General features: G+C 61.7%; 17 protein-coding genes. 14 read left to right on the top strand and 3 right to left on the bottom strand.

The annotated features are described in order from the left end of the window. Positions 1-9: 9 nt before the first annotated feature. The 12 genes from corA (at position 10) to LMG28727_RS13875 (ending at position 19,375) form a co-directional block, all read left to right on the top strand. Positions 10-987: a magnesium/cobalt transporter CorA gene (gene corA, locus LMG28727_RS13930; protein WP_201642930.1), complete on the top strand. Its 978-nt coding sequence runs from the start codon at positions 10-12 to the stop codon at positions 985-987. A 356-nt stretch (positions 988-1,343) separates the two neighbouring features. Continuing rightward, positions 1,344-2,318: a sugar ABC transporter substrate-binding protein gene (locus LMG28727_RS13925; protein WP_201642929.1), complete on the top strand. Its 975-nt coding sequence runs from the start codon at positions 1,344-1,346 to the stop codon at positions 2,316-2,318. Between the two features lie 362 nt (positions 2,319-2,680). After that, positions 2,681-4,273: a sugar ABC transporter ATP-binding protein gene (locus tag LMG28727_RS13920; RefSeq protein ID WP_201642928.1), complete on the top strand. Its 1,593-nt coding sequence runs from the start codon at positions 2,681-2,683 to the stop codon at positions 4,271-4,273. Then, entirely contained in the window at positions 4,273-5,340 is a 1,068-nt protein-coding gene (locus tag LMG28727_RS13915) for an ABC transporter permease (RefSeq protein ID WP_201642927.1), read from the top strand. Before LMG28727_RS13920 ends, LMG28727_RS13915 begins: the two co-directional genes overlap by 1 nt. A gap of 244 nt (positions 5,341-5,584) precedes the next feature. Then, entirely contained in the window at positions 5,585-6,643 is a 1,059-nt protein-coding gene (locus LMG28727_RS13910; protein WP_201642926.1) for a LacI family DNA-binding transcriptional regulator, read from the top strand. Positions 6,644-7,274: 631 nt separating this feature from the next. Then, the gene (gene rbsK, locus LMG28727_RS13905) at positions 7,275-8,204 is read left to right on the top strand and encodes a ribokinase (protein ID WP_201642925.1); all 930 of its coding nucleotides are present in this window, start codon (positions 7,275-7,277) and stop codon (positions 8,202-8,204) included. 372 nt (positions 8,205-8,576) lie between these two features. Next, complete coding sequence (locus LMG28727_RS13900; protein WP_201642924.1) at positions 8,577-10,331, top strand: methyl-accepting chemotaxis protein; 1,755 nt, start codon at positions 8,577-8,579, stop codon at positions 10,329-10,331. Positions 10,332-10,870: 539 nt separating this feature from the next. Further along, positions 10,871-11,632, top strand: a complete 762-nt coding sequence (locus LMG28727_RS13895) for a hydratase (RefSeq protein WP_201642923.1) — start codon at positions 10,871-10,873, stop codon at positions 11,630-11,632. Positions 11,633-12,579: 947 nt separating this feature from the next. After that, positions 12,580-14,502 (top strand): PrkA family serine protein kinase, encoded by a 1,923-nt coding sequence (locus tag LMG28727_RS13890; RefSeq protein ID WP_201642922.1) that lies wholly within the window; start codon positions 12,580-12,582, stop codon positions 14,500-14,502. A gap of 239 nt (positions 14,503-14,741) precedes the next feature. Next, the gene (locus LMG28727_RS13885) at positions 14,742-16,013 is read left to right on the top strand and encodes a YeaH/YhbH family protein (protein ID WP_201642921.1); all 1,272 of its coding nucleotides are present in this window, start codon (positions 14,742-14,744) and stop codon (positions 16,011-16,013) included. Further along, entirely contained in the window at positions 16,010-17,737 is a 1,728-nt protein-coding gene (locus LMG28727_RS13880) for a SpoVR family protein (protein ID WP_201642920.1), read from the top strand. Before LMG28727_RS13885 ends, LMG28727_RS13880 begins: the two co-directional genes overlap by 4 nt. Positions 17,738-18,070: 333 nt before the next feature. Beyond that, positions 18,071-19,375 carry an MFS family transporter gene (locus tag LMG28727_RS13875; protein WP_201642919.1) on the top strand — a complete coding sequence of 435 codons (1,305 nt, stop codon included), beginning with the start codon at positions 18,071-18,073 and terminating at the stop codon, positions 19,373-19,375. A 93-nt stretch (positions 19,376-19,468) separates the two neighbouring features. Here LMG28727_RS13875 and LMG28727_RS13870 read toward each other — a convergent pair whose 3' ends face one another. The 3 genes from LMG28727_RS13870 to LMG28727_RS13860 form a co-directional block, all read right to left on the bottom strand. Next, positions 19,469-19,690 (bottom strand): hypothetical protein, encoded by a 222-nt coding sequence (locus tag LMG28727_RS13870; protein WP_201642918.1) that lies wholly within the window; start codon positions 19,688-19,690, stop codon positions 19,469-19,471. Between the two features lie 207 nt (positions 19,691-19,897). Continuing rightward, the gene (locus tag LMG28727_RS13865; RefSeq protein ID WP_201642917.1) at positions 19,898-20,977 is read right to left on the bottom strand and encodes a glycosyltransferase family 2 protein; all 1,080 of its coding nucleotides are present in this window, start codon (positions 20,975-20,977) and stop codon (positions 19,898-19,900) included. A 225-nt stretch (positions 20,978-21,202) separates the two neighbouring features. Beyond that, positions 21,203-21,382, bottom strand: a complete 180-nt coding sequence (locus LMG28727_RS13860; RefSeq protein ID WP_201642916.1) for a hypothetical protein — start codon at positions 21,380-21,382, stop codon at positions 21,203-21,205. 399 nt (positions 21,383-21,781) lie between these two features. Between LMG28727_RS13860 and LMG28727_RS13855 the strand changes: the two genes are divergently transcribed. Together LMG28727_RS13855 and LMG28727_RS13850 are read left to right on the top strand one after the other, a co-directional pair. Beyond that, positions 21,782-22,987 (top strand): ABC transporter substrate-binding protein, encoded by a 1,206-nt coding sequence (locus tag LMG28727_RS13855; RefSeq protein ID WP_236591890.1) that lies wholly within the window; start codon positions 21,782-21,784, stop codon positions 22,985-22,987. 81 nt (positions 22,988-23,068) lie between these two features. Beyond that, entirely contained in the window at positions 23,069-24,115 is a 1,047-nt protein-coding gene (locus tag LMG28727_RS13850; protein WP_201642915.1) for an aromatic ring-hydroxylating dioxygenase subunit alpha, read from the top strand. Position 24,116: the final 1 nt, after the last annotated feature.

Here is a 24,116-nt window from a genome sequence, read left to right as displayed (position 1 = left end):
AATCCGAACATGCTGATCAATTGCGCCGCCTACCAGGACGGCCGGAAGCTGGCTGATATCGACATCGATAGCATTAGCGACTACGTGGCGCGGCCAGAGTGCTTCGTGTGGGTCGCGTTGAAAGACCCGGGGCCAGGCGAGCTGGCTGTGATGAAAAAAGAATTCGGCCTGCACGAACTCGCGATTGAAGATGCGCAGAACGGCCACCAGCGTCCGAAGATCGAGGAGTATGGCGAATCGCTGTTCACCGTGATGCATACGGTCGAAAAGGACGAAGACGGCGAATTGCTGATCGGCGAAGTCGATGTGTTCGTCGGCCGCAACTATGTGTTGTCGGTGCGCCGCGGCACGAAGGTTGGCTTTCAGGGTGTACGTGCGCGCTGCGAGCGCGAGCCGCATCTGCTGAAGGAAGGCTCGGCCTTCGTGCTGTATGCGCTGATGGACGATGTCGTCGACCGTTATTTCCCGATCATCGAGGGCATGAGCACGGAGATCGAAGAACTCGAAGACCGCATTTTCGATCGCAACGACTCGGCGGCGTCGCGTGCGATCGTGCAGGACCTTTACTCGTTAAAGCGCCGTCTGGTGCTGTTGCAGCACCATATCGGCCCGTTGCAGGAAGCCGTCAGCAAATTGACCGGCGGTCGCATTCCGAGCGTCTGCGCAGGCATGCAGGCCTACTTTCGCGATGTCTACGACCATCTGGAGAGAATCGTCAGAACGATCGAAGGCCGGCGCGAAATCGTCGTCACCGCAGTGCAGGTCAATCTCGGCATGATTTCGCTTGCCGAGAACGAGGTGACCAAGCGGCTCGGGTCGTTCGCGGCGCTGTTCGCGGTGCCGACCATGATCGCCGGCATCTACGGGATGAACTTCGAAAGCATCCCCGAATTGCACTTCAAATTTGGCTATGAAATCTGTCTGCTGGTCATGCTGTCAGTCGACATCTTCCTGTACCGGCGCTTCCGCAAAGCCGGCTGGCTGTGAATCTCAAAGCTGTCACGGCTCTTATCGCTCCGCGTTGTCCCCGCTTGCAGCGCGCGCAATAAAAGGCCAGCATAGGCGGCCCGTCGGCTCTGTTCATTGCGGCCGGCGGCAACACTGCCACGCACGGACTGAGCGAGGGACCCTTGCCACACGCTGCCTGCCGACGCGCCTATCCGGCGCGCCGGGCTGAATCGATCGACCGCACCGCATCGCCGCACATCCTGCGCGCCGATGCACTGCATCACTGCGAATCGTTGACATTTCGAACGGACTGCGCTGAGAATAGGCCTCGCAAACGTTTGCGCGCCACTAAAAATACGGCTCAGCTTCGAGCCTAAGAAACCTGGAGATACGCAATGAGTCATTGCAACGGTCATCGCATGCGCCGCCGCATTCTTGCAGCCGCCGTCCTCGCCACCGCCACCGCCGCCTTGCCGTTTTCCGCCGCTTACGCGCAGAGCGCGCCCGCCCACAAGCCCAAAGTCGCGCTGGTGATGAAGTCGCTCGCCAACGAATTCTTCCTGACCATGGAAACGGGCGCCAAGGATTACCAGGCGCACAATGCCAGCCACTTCGACCTGATCACCAACGGCATCAAGGACGAAACCGACACCGCGAACCAGATCCGCATCGTCGAGCAGATGATCGTGTCGAAGGTCGACGCGATCGTGCTGGCACCGGCCGATTCGAAGGCGCTGGTGCCGGTCGTCAAGAAGGCGGTCGACGCGGGCATCATCGTCGTGAATATCGACAACCGGCTCGACCAGGACGTGCTCAAGTCGAAAGACCTGAATGTGCCGTTCGTGGGTCCGGATAACGCGAAGGGCGCACAGATGGTCGGCGACTACCTGGCCAAGCGGCTGAAGTCTGGTGACGAGGTCGGCATTATCGAAGGCGTGTCGACAACCACCAACGCGCAGCAGCGTACCGCGGGCTTCAAGGCGGCGATGCAGACGGTCGGCGCGAAGGTCGTGTCGGTGCAGTCGGGCGAATGGGAAATCGACAAGGGCAATGCGGTGGCGTCGGCCATGCTCAACGAGTATCCGAACCTGAAGGCGCTGCTCGCCGGTAACGACAACATGGCGATCGGCGCGGTGTCGGCCGTGCGCGCGGCGGGCAAGCAGGGCAAGGTGCTGGTGGTCGGCTACGACAACATCAACGCGATCAAGCCGATGTTGAAGGACGGCCGTGTGCTTGCCACCGCCGATCAATACGCGGCCAAGCAGGCCGTGTTCGGTATCGACACCGCGCTGAAGGCGTTGAGCGAACACAAGAAGCAGTCGGAACTGTCCGGCGTGGTGGAAACGCCGGTCAGCCTCATCACGAAGTAAGCGTTGTCCGGCTCGCACCGGGTCAGATACCGGGACGGTCGTCCGGTATCTGGCACCGGGCCAGCGGGTTTGCGCGCACGCCGTGGCGGGTTCGCTGCGCACCGGGTTTTGCGCGGGGAACCGGCGAGACGACGCGTGAATCCGCACTATTCAACAAACGCTCAATAAGCGCTCAAGAAACCCGCCGCGCCGCCGTTAATTTCAGTGGTATGCGTGATGACGGCGGCTGGGCAGTGGACAGTGCGCGGCTGTTAGTGCCCGCGTGCGCGTGTATTGGGCCGACATGACTCGTGACGGCCGGCTGCTGCCTCATTCGCGTCACTGCATGAGGTCGCGCCGTCCGCCACGGAACCAGGATCGCGATGGATTCAACCGACCACAACGCGTTGCCCGCTGTACTGTCCGTCAGCGGCATCGGTAAGACCTATGCCGAACCGGTGCTCGCCGACGTTTCGCTGGCGCTGCACGCCGGCCAGGTATTGGCGCTGACCGGCGAGAACGGAGCGGGCAAGAGCACGCTGTCCAAAATTATCGGCGGGCTGGTCGAACCGACCGCCGGCACGATGCAACTGGGCGGCGAACCTTATGCGCCGGCGAGCCGTACCGCAGCCGAGGCGCTCGGCGTGCGGATGGTAATGCAGGAGCTGAATCTGCTGCCTACGTTGTCGGTGGCCGAAAACCTGTTCCTGAACCGGTTGCCGCGCGCGGGTGCGCTGAGTTTTGGCTGGATCGACCGTCGCAAGCTGCGTGAGGACGCGCGTCACGCGATGGCGCAAGTCGGCCTCGACGCCATCGATCCCGACACGCTGGTCGGCGAACTCGGGATCGGCCATCAGCAGATGGTGGAGATCGCGCGCAATCTGATCGACGATTGCCGGGTGCTGATTCTCGACGAACCGACGGCGATGCTGACCGCGCGCGAAGTCGATCTGCTGTTCGAACAGATCGACCGGCTGAAGTCGCGCGGCGTCGCGTTGGTCTACATCTCGCACCGGCTCGAAGAGCTGGCGCGGGTCGCCGAACAGGTCGCGGTGCTGCGCGACGGCCGCCTCGTGCATGTCGACGCGATGGCGAACATGACGAGCGATCAGATCGTCACGTGGATGGTCGGCCGCGAACTCGGCGAGCGGATCGATCTGGGCGTGCGCAATATCGGCGCGACGTTGTTGAAGGTGGACCGGCTTGCGCGCGGCAAGGTGGTGCGCGACGTGTCGTTCGACGTGCGGGCGGGCGAGATTTTCGGCATCAGCGGGCTGATCGGCGCGGGCCGCACCGAGTTGATGCGGCTGATCTACGGTGCCGACCAGAAAGACAGCGGCACCGTCGCGCTGGCCGCCACGCCGGGTGCGGCGCCGACGCCGATCGAGATCAGGTCGCCGTCGGACGCGGTGCGCGCGGGCATCGCGCTGATCACCGAAGACCGCAAGGGCGAAGGCCTGCTGCTGCCGCAACCGATCGCGGCCAACGTGTCGCTCGGCAATATCGGCAGCGTCGCGCGGCATGGGGTGGTCGACGCGAAACGCGAAAACGCGCTCGCGCAGAAGCAGATCGACGCGATGCGGATTCGCAGCTCGGGCCCGGCGCAGATTGTCGGCGAGCTGTCGGGCGGCAACCAGCAGAAGGTCGTGATCGGCCGCTGGCTGGCGCGCGATTGCCGGGTGCTGTTATTTGACGAGCCGACGCGCGGGATCGACGTTGGCGCGAAGTTCGATATTTATGGCTTGATGGGCGCGCTGGCCCGTGAGGGACGCGCGCTTGTCGTGGTGTCGAGCGACCTGCGTGAGCTGATGCTGATCTGCGACCGGATCGGCGTAATGTCCGCAGGCAGCATGACGGGTATGTTCGAGCGCGATAGCTGGTCGCAGGACGCGTTGCTGGCGGCGGCGTTTGCCGGTTACCGCAGCCGCGAAGCCTTGCTGAGCACCGTCGATACCACTGAAGCAGGGAGTCTGTGATGACCGATCAATCGTTGCGGGAACCGTCGGGTGGCAAGCAGGGCGCGGCGGGCGCCACGCCAGGCGCAGGCGGTAACGTCACGCCGCCGGCCGATCCGTCGGCGCCGCTCGCGAGCGGTAAACCGGCCGGCACGCGGCTCGGCTTTTCGAACTACCTGGGACTGGCCGGCGCGTTGCTGGCCATGATCGTGCTGTTCTCGCTGCTGAGTTCGCACTTTCTGACCTACGACACGTTCAGCACGATCGCCAACCAGATTCCGGATCTGGTGGTGATGTCGGTGGGGATGACCTTCGTGCTGATCATCGCGGGGATCGATCTGTCGGTGGGGTCGGTGCTGGCGCTGGGGGCGTCGGTGGTCAGTGTGGCCGCGCTGAAGTGGGGCTGGGGGCCGGTCCCGTCGGCGCTGCTCGGCATGGCGGCCGCCGCGCTGACCGGCACGGTCACCGGCGCGGTGACGGTGGGCTGGCGGATTCCGTCGTTCATCGTGTCGCTCGGTGTGCTCGAAGCGGCGCGCGGCCTCGCGTATCAGATGACGAATTCGCGCACCGCCTATATCGGCGACGCGTTCGACATCCTGTCGAATCCGATCGCGCTCGGCATTTCGCCGGCGTTTCTGATCGCGGTCGCGGTGATGGTGATCGCGCAACTGGTGCTCACGCGCACGGTGTTCGGCCGCTATCTGGTCGGTATCGGCACGAACGAGGAAGCGGTGCGGCTCGCGGGCGTCAATCCGCGGCCGTACAAGGTCATCGTGTTCGCGTTGATGGGCGCGATGGCGGGGCTGGCTGCGCTGTTCCAGATTTCGCGTCTGGAAGCGGCCGACCCGAACGCGGGCGTCGGGATGGAACTGCAGGTGATCGCGGCGGTAGTGATCGGCGGCACGAGTCTGATGGGCGGGCGCGGTTCGGTGATCAGCACGTTTTTCGGCGTGCTGATCATCTCGGTGCTGGCGGCCGGGCTCGCGCAGATCGGCGCGAACGAACCGACCAAACGGATGATCACCGGCGCGGTGATCGTCGTGGCCGTGGTGCTGGATACGTATCGGAGCCGGCGCAAACGGGTCTGATCTGAAGCGGCGGATGCAGTCGCAACGAAGAAGCGGTCACAAGGTGGCAACGAGGTGGCAACAAGGTGGCACAAACGGAAGTAGCAGCGAGGGTCTGGACCGGGGGCGGAACCAGCAGCAGTCGCAGCATGACTGGTGGTAAAGCAAAAAATACAAACGGGGTTGGTCTGATTTTGATGAGAACCTCCGGCGCATCGCGAGGTGGCGTGGCCGGTGGGAAAAACAGGCAGGAGAGCAACAGGTTATGGCGACGATCAAGGATGTAGCGGCCGTGGCAGGTGTGTCGTTCACGACGGTATCGCACGTGGTGAACAACTCGCGGCCGGTGTCGGCCGACGTGCGCGCGAAGGTCGAACACGCGATCCGTCAGCTTCACTATGTACCGTCGGCGGTGGCGCGCTCGCTGAAGGCGCGCGCGACGGCGACGATCGGACTGGTCGTGCCGAACAGCACCAATCCGTATTTCGCGGAGCTGGCGCGCGGTATCGAGGACGGTTGTTCGCGCAATGGTTACTGCGTGTTCTTCTGCAATTCCGACGACGATCCGGCGAAGCAGCGTCACTATTTGCGGGTGCTGCAGGAAAAGCGGATCGACGGTTTGATCGTCGCGTCCGCCGGCGACGACGCCGTGCTCGCGCGCACGCTTGCGGACGCCCGCGAACCGCTGGTGATCGTGGACCGCAACATCGAAGGTCTGAATGCGGATCTGGTGCAGATCGATCATGAAAAGGGCGCGTATCTCGCCACCCGTCATCTGCTCGAACTGGGGCACGTGCGGATCGGCTGCATTACCGGGCCGGTCGAGACGGCGGTCAGCGCGATGCGGGTCCACGGCTTTATTCGCGCGATGACCGAGCGCGGCATCGAGATTCCGTCCGACGCGATCGTCGAAAGCGATTTTTCGGGCACCGGCGGCCATCGCGCGGCGGGGCAACTGTTCGATACGGTCAAGCCGTCGGCGATCTTCGCGGGCAACGACATGATGGGCATCGGCGCATTGCGTGCCGCGGCGGAACGCAATATCAGCGTGCCGCGCGATTGCTCGATCATCGGTTTCGACGATATCGAACTCGGACGCTTTACCTATCCGGCGTTGTCGACGGTGGGGCAGTCGGTGCGGGCGCTGGGCGATATGGCGGCGCAGACGCTGATCGAGCGAATTGCCGGCACGTCGCCGGCGAGTTCGAATTCGCCGCTCGGCGTGCGTGCGCCTGGACGGCGGCGAGTCGTGTCGCCGCGGTTGATCGTGCGCGAATCCACTGCGACGTGGGCCGGGGCGGGCAAGCACGGCTTGGCGGCCTGATCGCGCCAGATGAAGGGGCTTTTCATCGGAGCGGCGATCTGGCTGGTGGGTTGGGCCTAATGGGCAAGCGCAAATGGGGCAGCTCCGCGGACGAACCGAATGGGCGGACCCAATGGACGAGCCAAATGGGCGAACCAGACGGACGAACCAGACGGACGAGCCAGACGGACGAGCCAGACGGACGAGCCAGACGGACGAGCCAGACGGACGAGCCAGACGGACGAGCCAGACGGACGAGCCAGACGGACGAGCCAAACGGACGAGCCAAACGGACGAGCCAAACGGACGAGCCAAACGGACGAGCCAAACGGACGAGCCAAACGGACGAGCCAAACGGACGAGCCAAACGGACGAGCCAAATGGACGAGCCAAATGGACGAGCCAAATGGACGAGCCAAATGGACGAGCCAAATGGACGAGCCAAATGGACGAGCCAAATGGACGAGCCAAATGGACGAGCCAAACGGACGAGCCAAATGGACGAACCCAATGCGCGAACCGAATGGACCAGCCCCAACGGACCAGCCCGAACAGGCCAGCCGCTCCAACGCCCACATGATTGACCAGCCTGATCCGACGGGTCAGGCTCGCGTCGCGCGGATGTTCGCTGCGCGCATTAGAGGAGACAGTAGTGGCAAGTAACGAAACGCGCTCGCGCGTGACAGTGGTCGGCAGTCTGAACATGGACCTCGTGGCGCGCGCGCCGCGTATGCCGCATCCCGGCGAGACGCTGGCCGGCCGCACGTTTGCGCAGGTCCCCGGCGGCAAGGGTGGCAACCAGGCGGTCGCCGCCGCGCGGCTAGGCGCACGGGTGGCGATGCTCGGCTGCGTTGGCGCGGACGGCAATGGTGCGCAATTGCGTGCGGGTCTCGAAGCGGAAGCGATCGACTGCTCGGCGGTTGAAACCGGCAAGGAAGCAACCGGCGTCGCGCTGATCGTGGTCGACGATGCCAGCCAGAACGCGATCGTGATCGTGGCGGGCAGCAACGGCGAAGTCACGCCGGCAACGGTCGCCCGTCACGAGGCCGTGCTGGCTTCGGCCGATGTGGTGATCTGCCAGCTCGAAACGCCGCCCGATACGGTGCGCGCGGCGCTCGCCGCGGCCCGGCGTCTAGGCAAGACGGTGATTCTGAACCCCGCGCCCGCGACCGGTCCATTACCGGCCGACTGGCTGCCGCTAATCGATTATCTGATCCCGAACGAACTCGAAGCCGCCACACTGACCGGTTTGCCGGTCGACTCCGCTGACGACGCAGCGAAGGCCGCCGCCGCGCTGCGCGCGGCTGGCGCGCGCAATGTGCTGGTGACGCTCGGCGCACGCGGCGTGTTCGCGGCGCTTGAGGACGCGCAGGCCAAGTTATACGACGCGCCAACAGTGAAAGCCGTCGATACGACCGCGGCGGGGGATACCTTCATCGGCGGCTTTGCTGCGCAGCTTGCGCTAGGCGAGAGCGTGGATGTGGCGATCCGCTTTGCGCAGCGCGCGGCGGCGTTGTCGGTGACGCGCGCCGGCGCGCAGCCTTCGATTCCCACTCGCGCGGAAGTGGGCGCATCGGCCTGAATCCGGAATAGGTGTTGCGACGCGATCGTCGATGAGCCGGTCGCGCGCGGCGTCGTGTGCGCTGCCTCCGGGGGCGCCGTCTTTCATCATCTCGATACCACAGCGCGATCAACGTCGGCCGACCCGGGTTCCGCGCCGGTTCACCGCAATGGGCCCATCCTGGCGCCAAAACTTCCGGCATCTTCGCTGTACTTTCTTTCATTCCCTTACATCTCCTTTCTTCATATCATATAAAGCCTTCAAGTATGCATTGGCCGTGCCGTAAACGAGGTTATTAGAGCGCGCATTCGAAAAGCGCCATACACGCAGGCACCACCCGTTATCCCGTGCTGCGTAAGCGGCCTCTCATTTAGTCACGCACAGGACTCAAGCATGTTGAACCAAGGCATTACGATCAAGGCGCGGATTGGCCTCACGATGGCTTTTCTTGCCGCGCTGCTGGTCGCGATTGGCGGTTTCGGTTTGTTCGGTATGGGCCGTTCGAACGACGCGTACAAAGACACCTTCACCAATGCGATGCCGAGCGCCGTCAATATCGGCAACGCCGAGTTGTACGCCGCGCGCGAGCGCCTCGCTCTCGACCGCGCCGCGTTCATGATCGGCACGCCCGACGCAGCGCCGACGCTCGATCGCGCGCGCCAGATGCGCGCCACCTCCGACATGTGGTGGAAAAAATACGTCAGCCTGCCGCGCACCGCCGACGAAGACCGGCTCGCGCAGGACGTCGCGGCGAAGCGCGACACGCTGCATCAGGAAATGGATTCATTCTCGGCCACCGTGGCGGCGAACGATTCGAGCAAGGTGGTCGACGGCGCGAAGCGTTTGCAGGCAACCTACAACGAGCTGTCCAATGCCGACGACGCACTGCGAAAATTCCAGTTCGAGTCGGCGCAGCAGGGCTACGACGCGGCGCAAGGCAGCTTCGACGTGTTCCGTATGGTCAGTCTCGCCGCGCTGCTGGTGGGCGTGCTGGCCGCTGCGATCTCGTACCTGACGCTGAGCCGCGCGATTGCCCGCCCGCTCGGCGAGGCCCTCGGCCATTTCGACGCGATCGCCGCCGGCGATCTGCGCCGTCCGGTTGTCGTGACTTCGCGTGACGAAATGGGGCAACTGCTGGAAGGCATCGCCAAAATGCAGCGCAGCCTGACCGACACCGTGCGCACGGTGCGCAGCGGCAGCGAATCGATCGCGACCGCCACGCGTCAGATCGCGGCCGGCAATATCGACCTGTCGTCGCGGACCGAAGAACAGGCGTCGGCATTGCAGGAAACCGCGTCGAGCATGGAAGAGCTGACCGGCACGGTCAAACAGAACGCCGACAACGCCCGCCAGGCGAGTTCGCTGGCGGCGAATGCGTCGGAAATCGCCAACAAGGGCAGCGCGGTGGTCGGCCAGGTGGTCGGCACGATGGGCGACATCAACCAGAGCTCGGCGAAAATCGCCGACATCATCTCGATCATCGAAGGCATCGCGTTCCAGACCAATATCCTGGCCCTGAATGCCGCGGTGGAAGCGGCGCGGGCCGGCGAAGAAGGGCGCGGTTTCGCGGTCGTGGCGGGCGAGGTGCGCAGCCTTGCGCAGCGTTCGTCGGCGGCGGCCAAGGAAATCAAGGAGTTGATCGACACGTCGGTCGAGCGCGTGCAGTCGGGCTCGGCGCTGGTGGACGAAGCCGGCCGCACGATGACCGAGATCATCGGCGCGGTGCAGCGCGTGACCGACATCATGGGCGAAATCGCCGCGGCGTCGGAAGAACAGAGTGGCGGCATCGACCAGGTGGCGCGCGCCGTCACGCAGATGGACGAAGTCACCCAGCAGAATGCGGCACTGGTGGAAGAAGCGGCTGCGGCGGCGTCTTCGCTCGAAGACCAGGCCGGCAAGCTGCGTACTGCCGTGTCCGTGTTCCAGCTCGAAGAGGGCGGCTACCGGGCGCCGGAAAGCGCGCCGCGCCGTGCGTCGACGCCGGTGCGTCCGGCTGCGCGCAGGGCGCCGTCGATGACCGCCGTGCAGCGCGCGCCGGCGGCGCCCGCTGCGACTGCGGCTGCGGTTGCCGCCGCCCCGGCCAGGACGCCAGCCAAAGCAACGGCCACCGCAGGTGCGGGTGGCGATCAGGATTGGGAAACGTTCTAAACGGGCGTGCTGATGGAGTCCGGTTCCAGAGGCACCGGACTCCTGAAGTGACTCATCTTGCTTCGGCAGTTCGAATGATTTTGGGGGTGTCCTTTCTTTGCCCTTGTCCCGTTCGAACAACAACAGCGTAAGTCAGCGCGAAGTGGGGCGATCGCACGCTGTGCGCGTATTGCTCAGTGGAAAAGCCAACCCCGCGCGCAACATTCATTCCCGCCAATCGATGTTGCCGCCATCCGTGCGCTGGCGAGCCGTGTTAAACGAACCCCTGCGTGACGTCGAAAGACCGCAATTGCATCCGCATCGGCGGTCTTTTTTTATCGTGTGCGCATTAAGTCACCTTTCCGATCACAGTCCGCCCTGGCGGGCGTCATGATCCGGTACATTGACGGGCGCAGTCATGGCTTCGCGGCCGCAACGTTCATGCGTAATCGTCTATCGATCCGCATGAACGTTGCTGTCTTCAGGCGCCGCAACACATGGCTTTGTCCAACCAGTACGCCACATCAGGCCGCTCAATGCGCCAGCCAGAAAGGATCGACATGACGCCACACGACCTCGCGCAACGCCTCGTCGAAGCCCGCCGGCAGCATCGCCCTATCGATGCGCCCGCCCCCGACAGCCTGCCACCCGATGCGGCAACCGCTTACGCGATCCAGCAGGCGGTCATCGCGGGGCTCGGCGACTCGACCGGCGCGTGGAAGATCGGCGCGCGAGCGCCAGGCGGCGCCGCGGCAGGCGCGCCGATCCCGGCTTCGCTGGTCTTGGCTTCGCCCGCCCGGGTCGCGCATCGCGGCTTCTTCCGCGTGCTCGTGGAACTGGAAATCGCCTTCCGTTTTGCCGAGGCGATCGAGCCGCGAGGCCGGGCCTATGCACGCGATGAGGTGTTGTCGAAGGTCGGTGTGGTGCTGCCGGCCATCGAAATCGTCGATAGCCGCTTCAGCGAATGGCCCAATGTCGCGCCGCTCGCGCAACTGGCCGATGCACAGAACAACGGTGCGCTGATCACCGGGCACCCGGTCGCCTATGCGGGTTTCGCCCGTCACTTCGATTTCGTTTCGCCCGAACTCGAGTTGAGTCTGGACGGTGCGTCACTGGTGCCGGAAGCCACCGGCAATCCGGCGGGCGACCCGCGCGAACTGCTCGTCTGGTTCGTCAACCACTGCGCGGCGATGGGCATCACCATCGAACCGGACTGGACGCTCACCACGGGTTCGTATGTTGGCGCACATAACGTGCAACAGGCTGGCGTCGTGCGCGGGCACATCGACGGTCTGGGCGAAGTGGAAATTGAACTGACCTGAAAGGGATCGACACTCCGCACTCTGTAACAGCGTGACTGCGGCAATGCGTGTGTAACAGCGCATTACGACGCTTTATTCAAACGGCTGCCTGCGGGCGGCCGTTTTTTATTGGTTACGTGATTGATCGCATCTGCAATGACGGCTTTGCCGTATACACCTATGAAAGTGATTGGATGCATCGCCGTCATTCAGGTATGCGAGGGGCCACCATGCTGTCCATGCGGTTAATCGCAATGACGTGAGCGCGATTGTTCGCGCAGGCAATCATTGTGTGAGAGTGCACCATGACGCGGAACCAAAACCGCTGACGCATTGACGAACTGGCTAACGGTGCGCGGCTCGTTTTTGAATTGGCGCACGCATGAACATGTAACAGACGCGTGTGCGCTGTAGACCGAATGCCTATGCCGCGCGTTGATGAAAAAAACGGCGGGCATGGAAATAGCACTCCCTGTCCGTGTTTTTAGCGACGTAGTGTGTCAACACAGACGGCTTGTCCGATGCAGCAGTGAGATTGTTCACTGACCGGGATAAGCGGCATTACCCGTGGGACCGGGCCATGAAAACGGTGCAGGAGCAGAGAAGGACAGCGAAGTGCCGCGACGTGATTGCGGCATAAAAGGTAGCGGCAGGGTAACGATGGGTGACGGTGGATGACGGCAGACGAGGTCGTGCAATGGCGTGGTAACGACACGGTGACAACGCAGCAGACAGTCACGCGGTCGGGCCATCATGTCACGCCGTCATCGCTGCGATGTGAGTGCAAGATTGTAGGTGGTCGAATTTTTGTTTCCAAGTAGCGAATGTTGGGATGCGCATACGGCGCGATTTTCGCAACGTAGTTCATGGAAAAAAAATTTAAAAGGGTTTAGGATGAATTCGAGCGATGTCGTTTCCGAATAGCGCGCCGCGCACGACATCGGTCTAGACTTCGGCGAGGAGGTAGCATGGATATCTACAGCAGTTTCGCGACCCGCTTCGAGAAAACACGAGAAGATGAACTCTCGCTCGAGGAGTATCTCGCGCTCTGCAAAGACAATCCCGCCGCGTACGCCACGGCTGGCGAACGCATGTTGACGGCCATCGGGGAGCCGGAACAGATCGACACTCGTAATGATCCGCGCATGTCGCGTATCTTCGCGAACAAGGTCATCAAGGTATACCCCGCATTCCGTGAGTTCTACGGAATGGAAGAGGTGATCGAGCAGGTGGTCGCTTACTTCCGGCACTCGGCCCAGGGGCTCGAAGAAAAGAAACAGATTCTGTATCTGTTGGGTCCGGTCGGCGGCGGTAAATCGTCGATCGCGGAACGTCTGAAGCAACTGATGGAACGCGTACCGTTTTACTCGATCAAGGGCTCGCCCGTGAACGAGTCGCCTCTCGGTCTGTTCGACTATGAGGAAGATGGCCCGATTCTCGAAGAACAATACGGCATTCCACGCCGCTACCTGAAAAGCATCCTCAGCCCGTGGGCGGTCAAACGCCTGCACGAATACAACGGCGACATCCGCAAGTTCCGCGTGGTGCGTCGCTACCCGTCCATCCTTCGCCAGATCGGTATTGCCAAGACCGAGCCGGGTGACGAGAACAATCAGGACATCTCGTCGCTGGTCGGCAAGGTGGACATCCGCAAGCTCGAACAGTACGCACAGGACGACGCGGACGCCTACAGCTACTCCGGTGGCCTGTGTCTCGCCAATCAGGGCCTGCTCGAGTTCGTCGAAATGTTCAAGGCGCCGATCAAGGTCTTGCACCCGCTGCTTACCGCCACCCAGGAAGGCAACTTCAAGGGCACGGAAGGCTTCGGTGCAATTCCGTTCGACGGCGTGATTCTCGCTCACTCGAACGAGTCGGAATGGAAGGCGTTCCGCAATAACCGCAATAACGAAGCACTGCTCGACCGGATCTTCGTCGTGAAGGTGCCGTACTGCTTGCGCTACGGTGAAGAGGTCAAGATTTACGAGAAGCTGCTGCGTAATTCGTCGCTGGCCAATGCGGTGTGCGCGCCGGGCACGTTGAAGATGATGGCGCAGATGTCGGTGCTCACGCGCTTGCAGGAGCCCGAGAATTCGAGCCTCTTCTCGAAGATGCAGGTGTACGACGGCGAGAATCTGAAGGACACCGATCCGAAGGCGAAGTCGTATCAGGAGTACCGCGATTTCGCGGGCGTCGATGAAGGGATGACCGGCGTGTCGACCCGCTTCGCGTTCAAGATCATGTCGCGTGTCTTCAACTTCGATTCGACCGAAGTCGCGGCCAATCCGGTGCACCTGATGTACGTGCTCGAACAGCAGATCGAACGCGAACAGTTCCCGCCGGAAACCGAGCAGAAGTATCTGTCCTTTATCAAGGACGTGCTGGCCTCGCGCTATGCGGAGTTCATCGGCAAGGAGATTCAGACCGCGTATCTGGAGTCGTATTCCGAGTATGGTCAAAACATCTTCGATCGCTATGTGACGTACGCCGATTTCTGGATTCAGGACCAGGAGTTCCGCGATCACGACACCGGCGAAAGTTTCGACCGCGCGGCGCTGAATGCCGAACTGGAGAAGATCGAGAAACCGGCAGGTATCAGTAACCCGAAGGACTTCCGCAACGAGATCGTGAACTTCGTGCTGCGTGCGCGTGCGGCCAACGGTGGAAAGAACCCCGCCTGGGTCAGCTACGAGAAGCTGCGCGTCGTGATCGAAAAGAAGATGTTCTCGAACACGGAAGAACTGCTGCCGGTTATTTCGTTCAACGCCAAGGGCTCGGCGGAAGAGCAACGCAAGCACGAAGACTTCGTCAATCGTATGGTGACGAAGGGCTATACGCCGAAGCAGGTACGCTTGCTGTGTGACTGGTATCTGCGCGTGCGCAAGTCATCATGATGCGCATGGCGTGCCGCTCGCGCGGTTTGACCGCGCGAGCACCTTGCGAGGCGCAGGCTGTATGGACACGGTCTGTATGGACACGGTCTGTACTGACATAGCGTTGCCGGTGTAGCACCAGGCAGCGTGCGTCTCGCGCACCCGAAATTGGCGCAGCTGCATGGATCGAAGTCAGTGCTTTGCATGGTCGACAGCTAAAGCGCCAACTGCGATCGACATGGCTGCATGGGAGACCGGGCGTGCTTCATCAAATTATCGACCGCAGGTTAGCAGGCAAGAACAAGAGCATTGCGAATCGCGAGCGTTTTTTGCGTCGCGTCAAAAACTACATTCGTCGCGCCGTGTCGGAAGCGGTACGCGACCGTAGCATCAAAGATATCCAGAACACCCAGAGCATCACCATTCCGCGTAAGGACATCGCGGAGCCGTCGTTCCGCCACGGTCCGGGCGGCAAGCGGGAAATGGTGCATCCGGGCAACTCGGACTACATCCGCGGCGACAAGATCCAGCGCCCGCAAGGCGGCGGCGGTGGAGGCGGGGGCAATCAGGCCAGCAACGAAGGCGACGGTCAGGACGACTTCGTGTTCGAACTGAGCCGCGAAGAATTCATGCAGTATTTCTTCGACGACCTCGAACTGCCGCGTCTCGTCAAAACTCATCTGATGGCCGTGCCGACGTGGAAAAGCATCCGCGCGGGCTGGGCTGCCGAAGGCACGCCGAACAATATCGACGTGGTCCGTTCGCTGCGCAGCGCGCTCGGCCGGCGTATCGCGCTCGGTGCGCCGCTCGTCAACCAGTTGCACGAGATGGAGCGGCAACTGGAGCAGATGAAGGCCGACCCGGCCGATCGTCGCGACGAGATCAAACTGCTCGAAGAGGAAATTCACCATTTGCGCGGCCGCATCTGGCGGATTCCGTTTATCGATCCGTTCGATCTGCGCTACGTGAATCGCGTGAAGCAGCCCACGCCGTCCAGTCAGGCGGTGATGTTCTGTCTGATGGATGTGTCCGGTTCGATGGACGAGCAGCGCAAGGACCTTGCCAAGCGCTTTTTCATCCTGCTGTATCTGTTCCTCAAGCGTAACTACGAGAAGATCGAGGTGGTGTTCATCCGCCATCACACGCGTGCCGAAGAAGTCGACGAAGACACGTTCTTCCATTCGACCGAAAGCGGCGGCACGGTTGTATCGAGCGCGCTGGAGCTGATGCAGAAGGTGATGGACGAGCGCTATTCGCCGACTGAATGGAATATTTACGGCGCTCAGGCGTCCGACGGCGACAACTGGACCGACGACTCGCCCAAGTGCCGCAAGATACTGTCGGATGACATCCTGGAGAAGGTGCGCTATTTTGCGTATATTCAGGTGACGCCCGAAGAGCAGAACCTGTGGCTCGAATATGCGCAGTTAGCGTTGAGCCAGCCGCATATGGCGATGAAGAAGGTCGAAACCGCGGCTGACATTTATCCGGTGTTTCGCGAATTGTTTGAAAAGCAGGCGGCGAATTCATGACGAGCCAGCCTCTGCACGACGATGCGCGCGGCGACGCAGACCCTGCGACGCCGGCGCGCGGGAAAGGCGTGCCGCAGCAGGCTTCGGGGCATGCCAAAGTTGGGGCGGACGATACAGGTGCCGCCGCAGCCGGAGCAGTCCACAGCGCTGAAGCACGGGGACACACCGGAACGCCCAATAAGGGGCAAAGGGAAGTCCGTATGAACGTAGCCGATAGACGGCCTCTGCCGTGCCCGTCCGACTGGACCTTCGAATTGATCGAAGAGTACGACTCGCATATTGCCCGTGTTGCAGAGCAATATGAACTCGACGTGTATCCGATCCAGCTCGAACTCATTAGCGCCGAACAGATGATGGACGCTTACGCGTCCGTCGGCATGCCGGTGAACTACCGTCACTGGTCGTTCGGCAAACACTTTCTCTCCACCGAAAAAAGCTACCGTCGCGGGCAGATGGGGCTGGCGTATGAGATCGTCATCAATTCGAACCCTTGCATCGCGTACCTGATGGAAGAGAACACGATGACGATGCAGGCGCTCGTCATCGCGCACGCGGCCTACGGGCACAACTCGTTCTTCAAGGGCAACTATCTGTTCAAGCTGTGGACAGACGCGCACGCGATCATCGACTACCTCGTCTACGCGAAGAATTACATCGCGGAGTGCGAGGAGCGCTTCGGTCTCGACCGGGTCGAGGAACTGCTCGATTCGTGCCACGCGCTGATGAACTATGGCGTGGACCGTTACAAGCGTCCGCAGAAGCTGTCGCTCGAAAAGGAATTCGCCGCGCGGCGTGAGCGCGAGGCTTATCTGCAATCGCAGGTGAATGAATTGTGGCGCACGCTGCCCACCCGGCATACGCCGTTGCCGGAGGAAATCGAGGAGCGTTATCCGCCCGAGCCGCAGGAAAATCTGCTGTATTTCGCGGAGAAAAATGCGCCTTTGCTGGAGCCGTGGGAGCGCGAGGTGATCCGCATCGTGCGCAAGGTCGGGCAGTATTTTTATCCGCAACGGCAAACCCAGGTGATGAACGAGGGTTGGGCCACGTTCTGGCACTACACGTTGCTCAACACGATGTACAACCAGGGCAAGCTCGAAGACGGCTTCATGATGGAGTTTCTCCATTCGCACAGCAACGTGGTGTATCAGCCGCCTGTGACGAAGCCGTATTACAGCGGCATCAACCCGTACGCGCTCGGTTTTTCAATGATGAGCGATATTCGCCGCATCTGCGAAGCGCCGACCGACGAGGATCGCCGCTGGTTTCCAGAACTGGCCGGCAGCCCGTGGTTGCCTGCGTTGCACTACGCAATGCGCAACTTCAAGGACGAGAGCTTCGTCGCGCAGTATCTGTCGCCGCATCTGATCCGCGAAATGCGTCTGTTCTCCGTACTCGACGACGACATGCGCGATTCGCTCGAAGTGTCGGCGATTCATGACGACAGCGGTTATCAGTACGTGCGTCAGGCGTTGTCGCGGCAGTACGACATGCATCATCGGGAGCCGAATATCCAGGTGTGGTCGGTCAATACGCGCGGCGACCGGAGTCTGACGCTGCGGCACTTCATGAGCGACAACCGGCATCTGTCGGGCGACAGCGATGAGGTGCTCAAGCATATGGCGCGGCTGTGGCAGTTCGACGTGTATCTGGAAAGCGTCGACGAAAACGGTACGGTGCGTAAAAAGTATGACTGCCGGTATGTGCCACCTGCGGTAAGGCTGTAGCGCTTTGTTTGACGCGGGGCTGAACTGACGTCTGCCCGTCGTTTTCACCCGCGTTCCCGCCCGCGTGTTCGCCTGATGTCCCCCCAGCCCCTGTCCGTCGGAAGACTGACAGGGGCTTGGTTCGTTCAGGCCAGGTAATTTCTGCGGTGTTTTCCAGACCCGTCCGATCGTCGCTCCAGCTAACAAAATCCCATCTATTCCTTTCTGTTCTGTAAAATTCGGCACGCCTGCGCTGGGCGCCTCATTCGGCACGATCAATGAGGCCCTTGCGCGCAGGCTGTGAAGGCGGCGCGACGACCGCCGTCTCCGGTTCAGACAAGGAAAGATATCTATATGAGCGACCTCCCCGATCAATCCGTCACCTCGGCTCACGACACACGGCGCCGCATCTTTGCGATCGTCGGCGCTTCATCGGGCAATCTTGTCGAGTGGTTCGACTTTTACGTGTATTCGTTCACCGCGCTGTATTTCGCGCCCGCGTTCTTCCCGAGCGGCAACACCACCACGCAGTTGCTCAACACAGCGGGCGTGTTTGCCGCGGGCTTTCTGATGCGGCCTATCGGCGGCTGGTTCTTCGGCCGTCTCGCGGACAAGCGCGGCCGGCGCACCGCGATGATGGTGTCGGTGTTCATGATGTGCGGCGGTTCGCTGGTGATCGCGATGTTGCCCACGTACGCGCAGATCGGCGCGTTCGCACCGGCGCTGCTGCTGGTCGCGCGGCTGTTCCAGGGCTTGTCGGTAGGCGGCGAGTACGGCACCAGCGCGACCTATATGAGTGAAATCGCGCTGAAGGGACGGCGCGGTTTCTTCGCATCGTTCCAGTACGTGACGCTGATCGGCGGACAGTTGTGCGCGCTGCTGGTGCTCGTGATCCTGCAACAGACCCTATCTACTGAAGAGCTGAAAGCGTGGGGCTGGCGCGTGCCGTTCGTGATCGGCGCAATCGCGGCGTTGATTGCGCTGTATCTGCGTAAATCGCTCGACGAAACGACGACCGCCGCCACGCGTCAGCGCAAGGAAGCGGGCACGCTGCGCGGCTTGTGGATGCACAGAGGCGCATTCATGACGGTGCTCGGTTTCACGGCCGGTGGCTCGCTGATCTTCTATACGTTCACGACCTACATGCAGAAGTATCTCGTCAACACGGCGGGCATGCAGACCAAAACAGCCAGTAACGTGATGACTGCGGCGCTGTTCGTTTACATGGTGATGCAACCGGCCTTTGGCGCATTGTCGGACCGCATTGGCCGGCGTCAGTCGATGCTGTTTTTCGGCCTGTTCGCGACGATCGGCACGGTGCCGTTGCTGCATGCGTTGAAAGACGTGTCGAGCCCGTACGCGGCGTTTGCGCTGGTTGTCGTGGCGCTGGCTATTGTCAGCTTCTATACGTCGATCAGCGGCCTGATCAAGGCGGAAATGTTCCCGCCGGAAGTGCGTGCGCTCGGCGTGGGTTTGTCGTATGCGGTGGCGAACGCCATTTTCGGCGGATCGGCGGAGTACGTTGCGTTGTGGCTGAAGTCGATCGGCGTCGAGTCGATGTTCTTCTGGTATGTCACGGTAATGTGCGCGATTGCCGGGCTGGTAGCGCTGCGCATGCGCGATCCGTCGAAAGAAGGGTATCTGCGTCACGAGCCTTGAGCGTGTGACTCGTGGTCTGAAAAGCGGCGGCCAGTGATATCGGCCGCCGCTTTTTATTGCGTGTCTCTCATGGGCGCACCGTCAACTCACCCGTCAACTCACCACGATCTCCGTTCCCAGCGTATGCAACAGATCGCGCAGCGCTTCGGCCTGGGCCATTTTCGCGTCGCTGCGGAGGTGGATTTGCACGGCGCGTCCCGCGATGCCGTCGACGGGATGGGCGAGCCATAACTCCACCGCGAGGCCGAGACCTTCCGGCTGATTGTCGACGACGGGTTCGATCACTCGCGGCTTGAAACAGGCACTGTCGGACATGATGGCGAATCACCTTGGGTGAATGATGAAGGTTCATCGTAATCAGCGACGTGCGCAGCGCCAAGCAACAAATACGCGTTTGCTAAGCAGGCAATGCTTAGCAGAAAGCGTGGTTAAAAGTGAGGTGCACAGCGGCGGGTTGAGCGTCAGCAGACGGACCGGGCGACGAAGCGCGCGGCACATGCTGCATGCTGCACAACGTCCGCGTCAAACCGGCTCGGACCTGTCCGTCACCAGGTCGTTGACCAGCTCCTTCACCACCGCCGCCGGATCGGCCACAGCGGGCGCGGCAGCCACCGCGGCCACCGCCGCCGCGGCGACCGCCTGCCGACGCACCGACAACCCAGCGCGCGCCAGCATCAGCAGATGGTAGTAAAGCCGTGCGCTAAACCCATAGTTGTATGCGAACAGATGACTGAGCGCGATTTTCACGCCGGCCCATGTCTGCCGGTTGCGCGCATGCACCGATACGACGATCGGCACCAGCCGGCGCAATGCGAGCCTGCGCGACGCCTCCAGTTGCGGCGGCAACGTCAGCGCCTTGACGAACCCATAGGCGCTCACCGGGGCGGCGCTTGCCGTGCCGCGCGTGCTGTGCGAGACCGACGTCGCGGTCTTCCGATACACCGACACATAGTCGTGCAGATAGAACACCTCGCGCGCGGCAAGACACAGCTCGCTACCAAACACGAAATCGCAGCATATGCCGTACTGCTCGTTGTAGCCGATTCGTTTCACGAGGTCTGCGTTGGCCATCCAGCCGTTGTTCGGGAACATCTGGATGAGGCCGGTGCGGCCCGCAAGCGGCTGCAGACCCTGCGCGTCCTGGGTGCGCCGGAACGCGGCGTTCAGGCGCGCGCTCGCATCGAAGTCGATGGTACCGTCGTGGTCGGCCTCGTACTGGTCGCCGAACGCGGCATCGAGTTGCGGATGAAGCTGCCAGAGCGACACGAGTTTCTCGACACCGTCGATGGTGAGCAGATCGTCGTCGTGGATCAGCAGGATCTTGTCGCCGCTCGCGCGCTCGAACAGGCTCGCGACATTGCGCGCCTGGCCGAGCGGCGGCTGGTTCAGCGTATAGCGAACGCGCGGCTCCTGCGCATAACGTGCCGCGACGAGCTGCGCGGTGCGGGCGTCCCTCGAATCGTCGCCGATCACGATTTCCAGATTGTCATAGGTCTGGCCGAGGCACGAGTCGATGCACTCGACAATCAGTTCAGGCCGATTGCAGGTCGGCAGACAGATCGAGACTTTTGGCCGATCACGGGACGTGGAGAAGATGGACATGGGCGTCGCCTTTTTTATCGATTAAGGGGCGGCAGCCGGCCCGCTTGGCGCGGAGATCGCTGCAAGCAGGAAAATAGTCCATTACGCGGAAAAAATATTCGGTAAAAAACAGGAAGAAATGTTTGCGTTACGAAAGGTGCTGTAAGGGAAAAATTTGCGCGGCTTTGGTGCAGGGAACGCAGCAAAGCCGCCTGAAAAGCGTTGAATTATTTTTTCGGCGAATCGCTAACTCACCGACGGTTCGCCTTCGCCGGGCTTTTTACCGGGATGGTCAGCGGGCGACTGATCGCGATTTTCGTCGTCGCGTTTGGGCAGCTTGCTCTTCTCATTGTCGCTATGCACGGCCGGTTGCGGATGTTCGATGTCGGCGGGATGGGTTTTGGGCTGTTCCTTGGTTTCGCTCATGGTCGCTCTCCGGTTGGTTTCCACTCTTTTAATGGAGCAAGCGGCAGTCCTGCTAGTAGGTTGACTTAGCGTTTGGCGCTCGTGTGGCACCCCTGTGACGCCCCGCGAAATAGCTCGCGCGCACCACCATGGAGCCGATACGCGTTGCCCAGGTGCAGTCGGGTCGTCCAATAACCCACCCAGCGCGCATGGAATGACCTCGCAGCTCAGCGTGCGCGGTACTCCGCAGCAACTGGCACAACATTCGCTTAACAGACAATCAGAGTAGAAGCGGCTAGCGAGCCGGCATAACCATGCCGGCCTTCGTGGGGCATTGCTCTTGGGGCGCATCGTGCGCCCACGTCGAACTCATTCGACGTTTGATCGGAACCGTCCGGTTTCGCCAACAAGGAGCGTGCGATGCAGTTGCCCCAGATTTTCACCCGACTGTTTTGCGTCACGGCGATGCACCTGTCCGCGTTCGAGCGCGGCGGTCTCACTGTGCGCTCGCGCTCGCGACACCTTTGCGCGATTCCAGCCAGTTCCACGTTCCCCACCTTCGTCACGTTCCCTACATTGACACGGAGTTCAGTCATGCGTGTGTTGCATCTTCTCTCCCGGTTTTCCCGCTTCGCGGCGTCGAGCCGTTCGTTTATCGCGCGTAGTGCGAGTGCCGCGACGTTGGCCGGCGTCACGCTCGCTACGCCGTTGGCCCACGCCGAAGATCACGTTACGTTGTTGACGAGCTGGTACGCGCAAGCGGAACACGGCGGCTTCTATCAGGCGGTCGCTACCGGCATCTACAAGAAGTACGGGCTCGACGTCACCATCAAGATGGGCGGTCCGCAAGTGAACGGGATGCAGTTGCTCGCCGGCGGTCAGGCGGATTTTCTGCTTGGCTACGACTTCCAGGTACTGTCGGGCGTCGAGGCGGGGATTCCTGTCACGACGGTCGCCGCCGCGTTCCAGTACGACCCGCAAGGCATGATGACTCACGCCGACGTCAGCAGCCTCGGCGGTCTGAAGAACAAGACGATTCTGGTCGCGGGTTCGGGCCGCACGACCTGGTGGCCGTGGCTCAAGGCGAAGTACGGCTATACCGAAGCGCAAGCGCGTCCGTACACGTTCAACCTGCAACCTTTCTTCGCCGATCAGAACGTGGCGATGCAGGCCTATCCGTCGTCGGAAACATTCCAGGCCGAGCAGGCTCACGCGAACGCGCATTTCTTCCTGTTCGCCGACGACGGCTATCCGCCGTACAACACGACCATTGTCACGATGCGCGACACGATGAAGAACAAGCCGGACGTGGTCGCACGTTTCGTGAAGGCGTCGATGGAAGGGTGGAAGAGCTATCTGAACGATCCGGCGCCGGGTAACGCGCTGATCAGGAAAGACAATCCGCAGATGAGCGACGCGCAACTCGCGTACGGCGTCGCGCAACTGAAGAAGCTGAAGATCGTGACGGGCGGCGATGCCGCGACGCAAGGGATCGGCACGATGAGCGATGCACGCTGGAAGAAGACTTTCGACTACATGGTCGACGCCAAACTGCTGAAGCCCGCCACCGATTATCACGCGGCGTACACGCTGCAATTCATTCAGAACGTGAAGGTGATGCCGTGATGTGGATGCCGACCCACTCGTGCACTCGAGCACGCATTGAACAACCCCACGTCTGAACGGATAAGAAACAAGGAGCCTCACATGCTGGTCACCCGTCAAAAAGTCTTGCGCCGCTTCTGGTACGCGATCATGCCGATGTCGCAACTCGATGCCGGTCCGCAGCCGTTCACGCTGCTCGGCGAACCGATTGTGTTGTGGAAAGGCGCAGGCGGTAAGCCGCACGCATTGCAGGATCGCTGCTGCCATCGCACCGCGAAACTGTCGAAGGGTTTCGTCGACGGCGACGGTAACATCGCCTGCGGTTATCACGGCTGGACCTACGACTGCACCGGTCAATGCGTGAAGATTCCGCAGAACGACGGCGGCGCAATTCCGTCACGCGCGGTGGTGCAGTCGTACCACTGCGAGGAGCGCTACGGCTACGCGTGGGTCGCGCTCGACGATCCGCTGCGGCCGATCCCCGAGTTTCCCGAAGACGGCGCGCCAGGCTATCGGCGGATCCTGCAGTTTTATGAGCGCTGGGAAACCAGCCCGCTGCGGATGATGGAGAACTCGTTCGACAACTCGCATTTCAGCTTCGTGCACAAGGGCAACTTCGGTCTGTTCGATAACCCGAAGCCGTCGAAATACGAATTCCGTCCGAACGACTGGGGCTTCGAAGCCGAAACACACGTGCCGGTGCGCAATCCTCCGGCCAGTTACCGCATCACCGGCACGACTGAAGAAGTCACCGAGCGTCATCTGATCAATCGCTGGTTCATGCCGTTTGCGCGGCGCTTTGGCTGCGTGTACCCGGCGAGCGGCATCCATCACATCATCTACAACTGTGCGACGCCGATCGACGACCGCACGCTGATGTTGTCGCAATGGCTCTACCGCAACGACACCGAAGACGCGTGCTCGACGCAGGAACTGATCGACTGGGATCGTCCGATCACCGACGAAGACCGCGACATTCTCGAAGCGACCGATTACGACGCGTGCATCGACGTGCGCCGTCAGCAGGAGTGCCATATGGAGTCGGACAAGCCAGGCCTGCTGATGCGCCGCATGCTGCTCAAGCTGCTGAACGATCACGGCGAGAACGAAGTCTTCCGCGACATAGTCCCCATTCATCTGGAGCCGTGAT

The organism is Paraburkholderia metrosideri, assembly GCF_904848625.1.
GTDB classification, from domain to species: Bacteria; Pseudomonadota; Gammaproteobacteria; order Burkholderiales; family Burkholderiaceae; genus Paraburkholderia; species Paraburkholderia metrosideri.
Note: the sequence above shows the minus strand (reverse complement) of the source record. Positions and strands in the feature narration are given on the sequence as shown.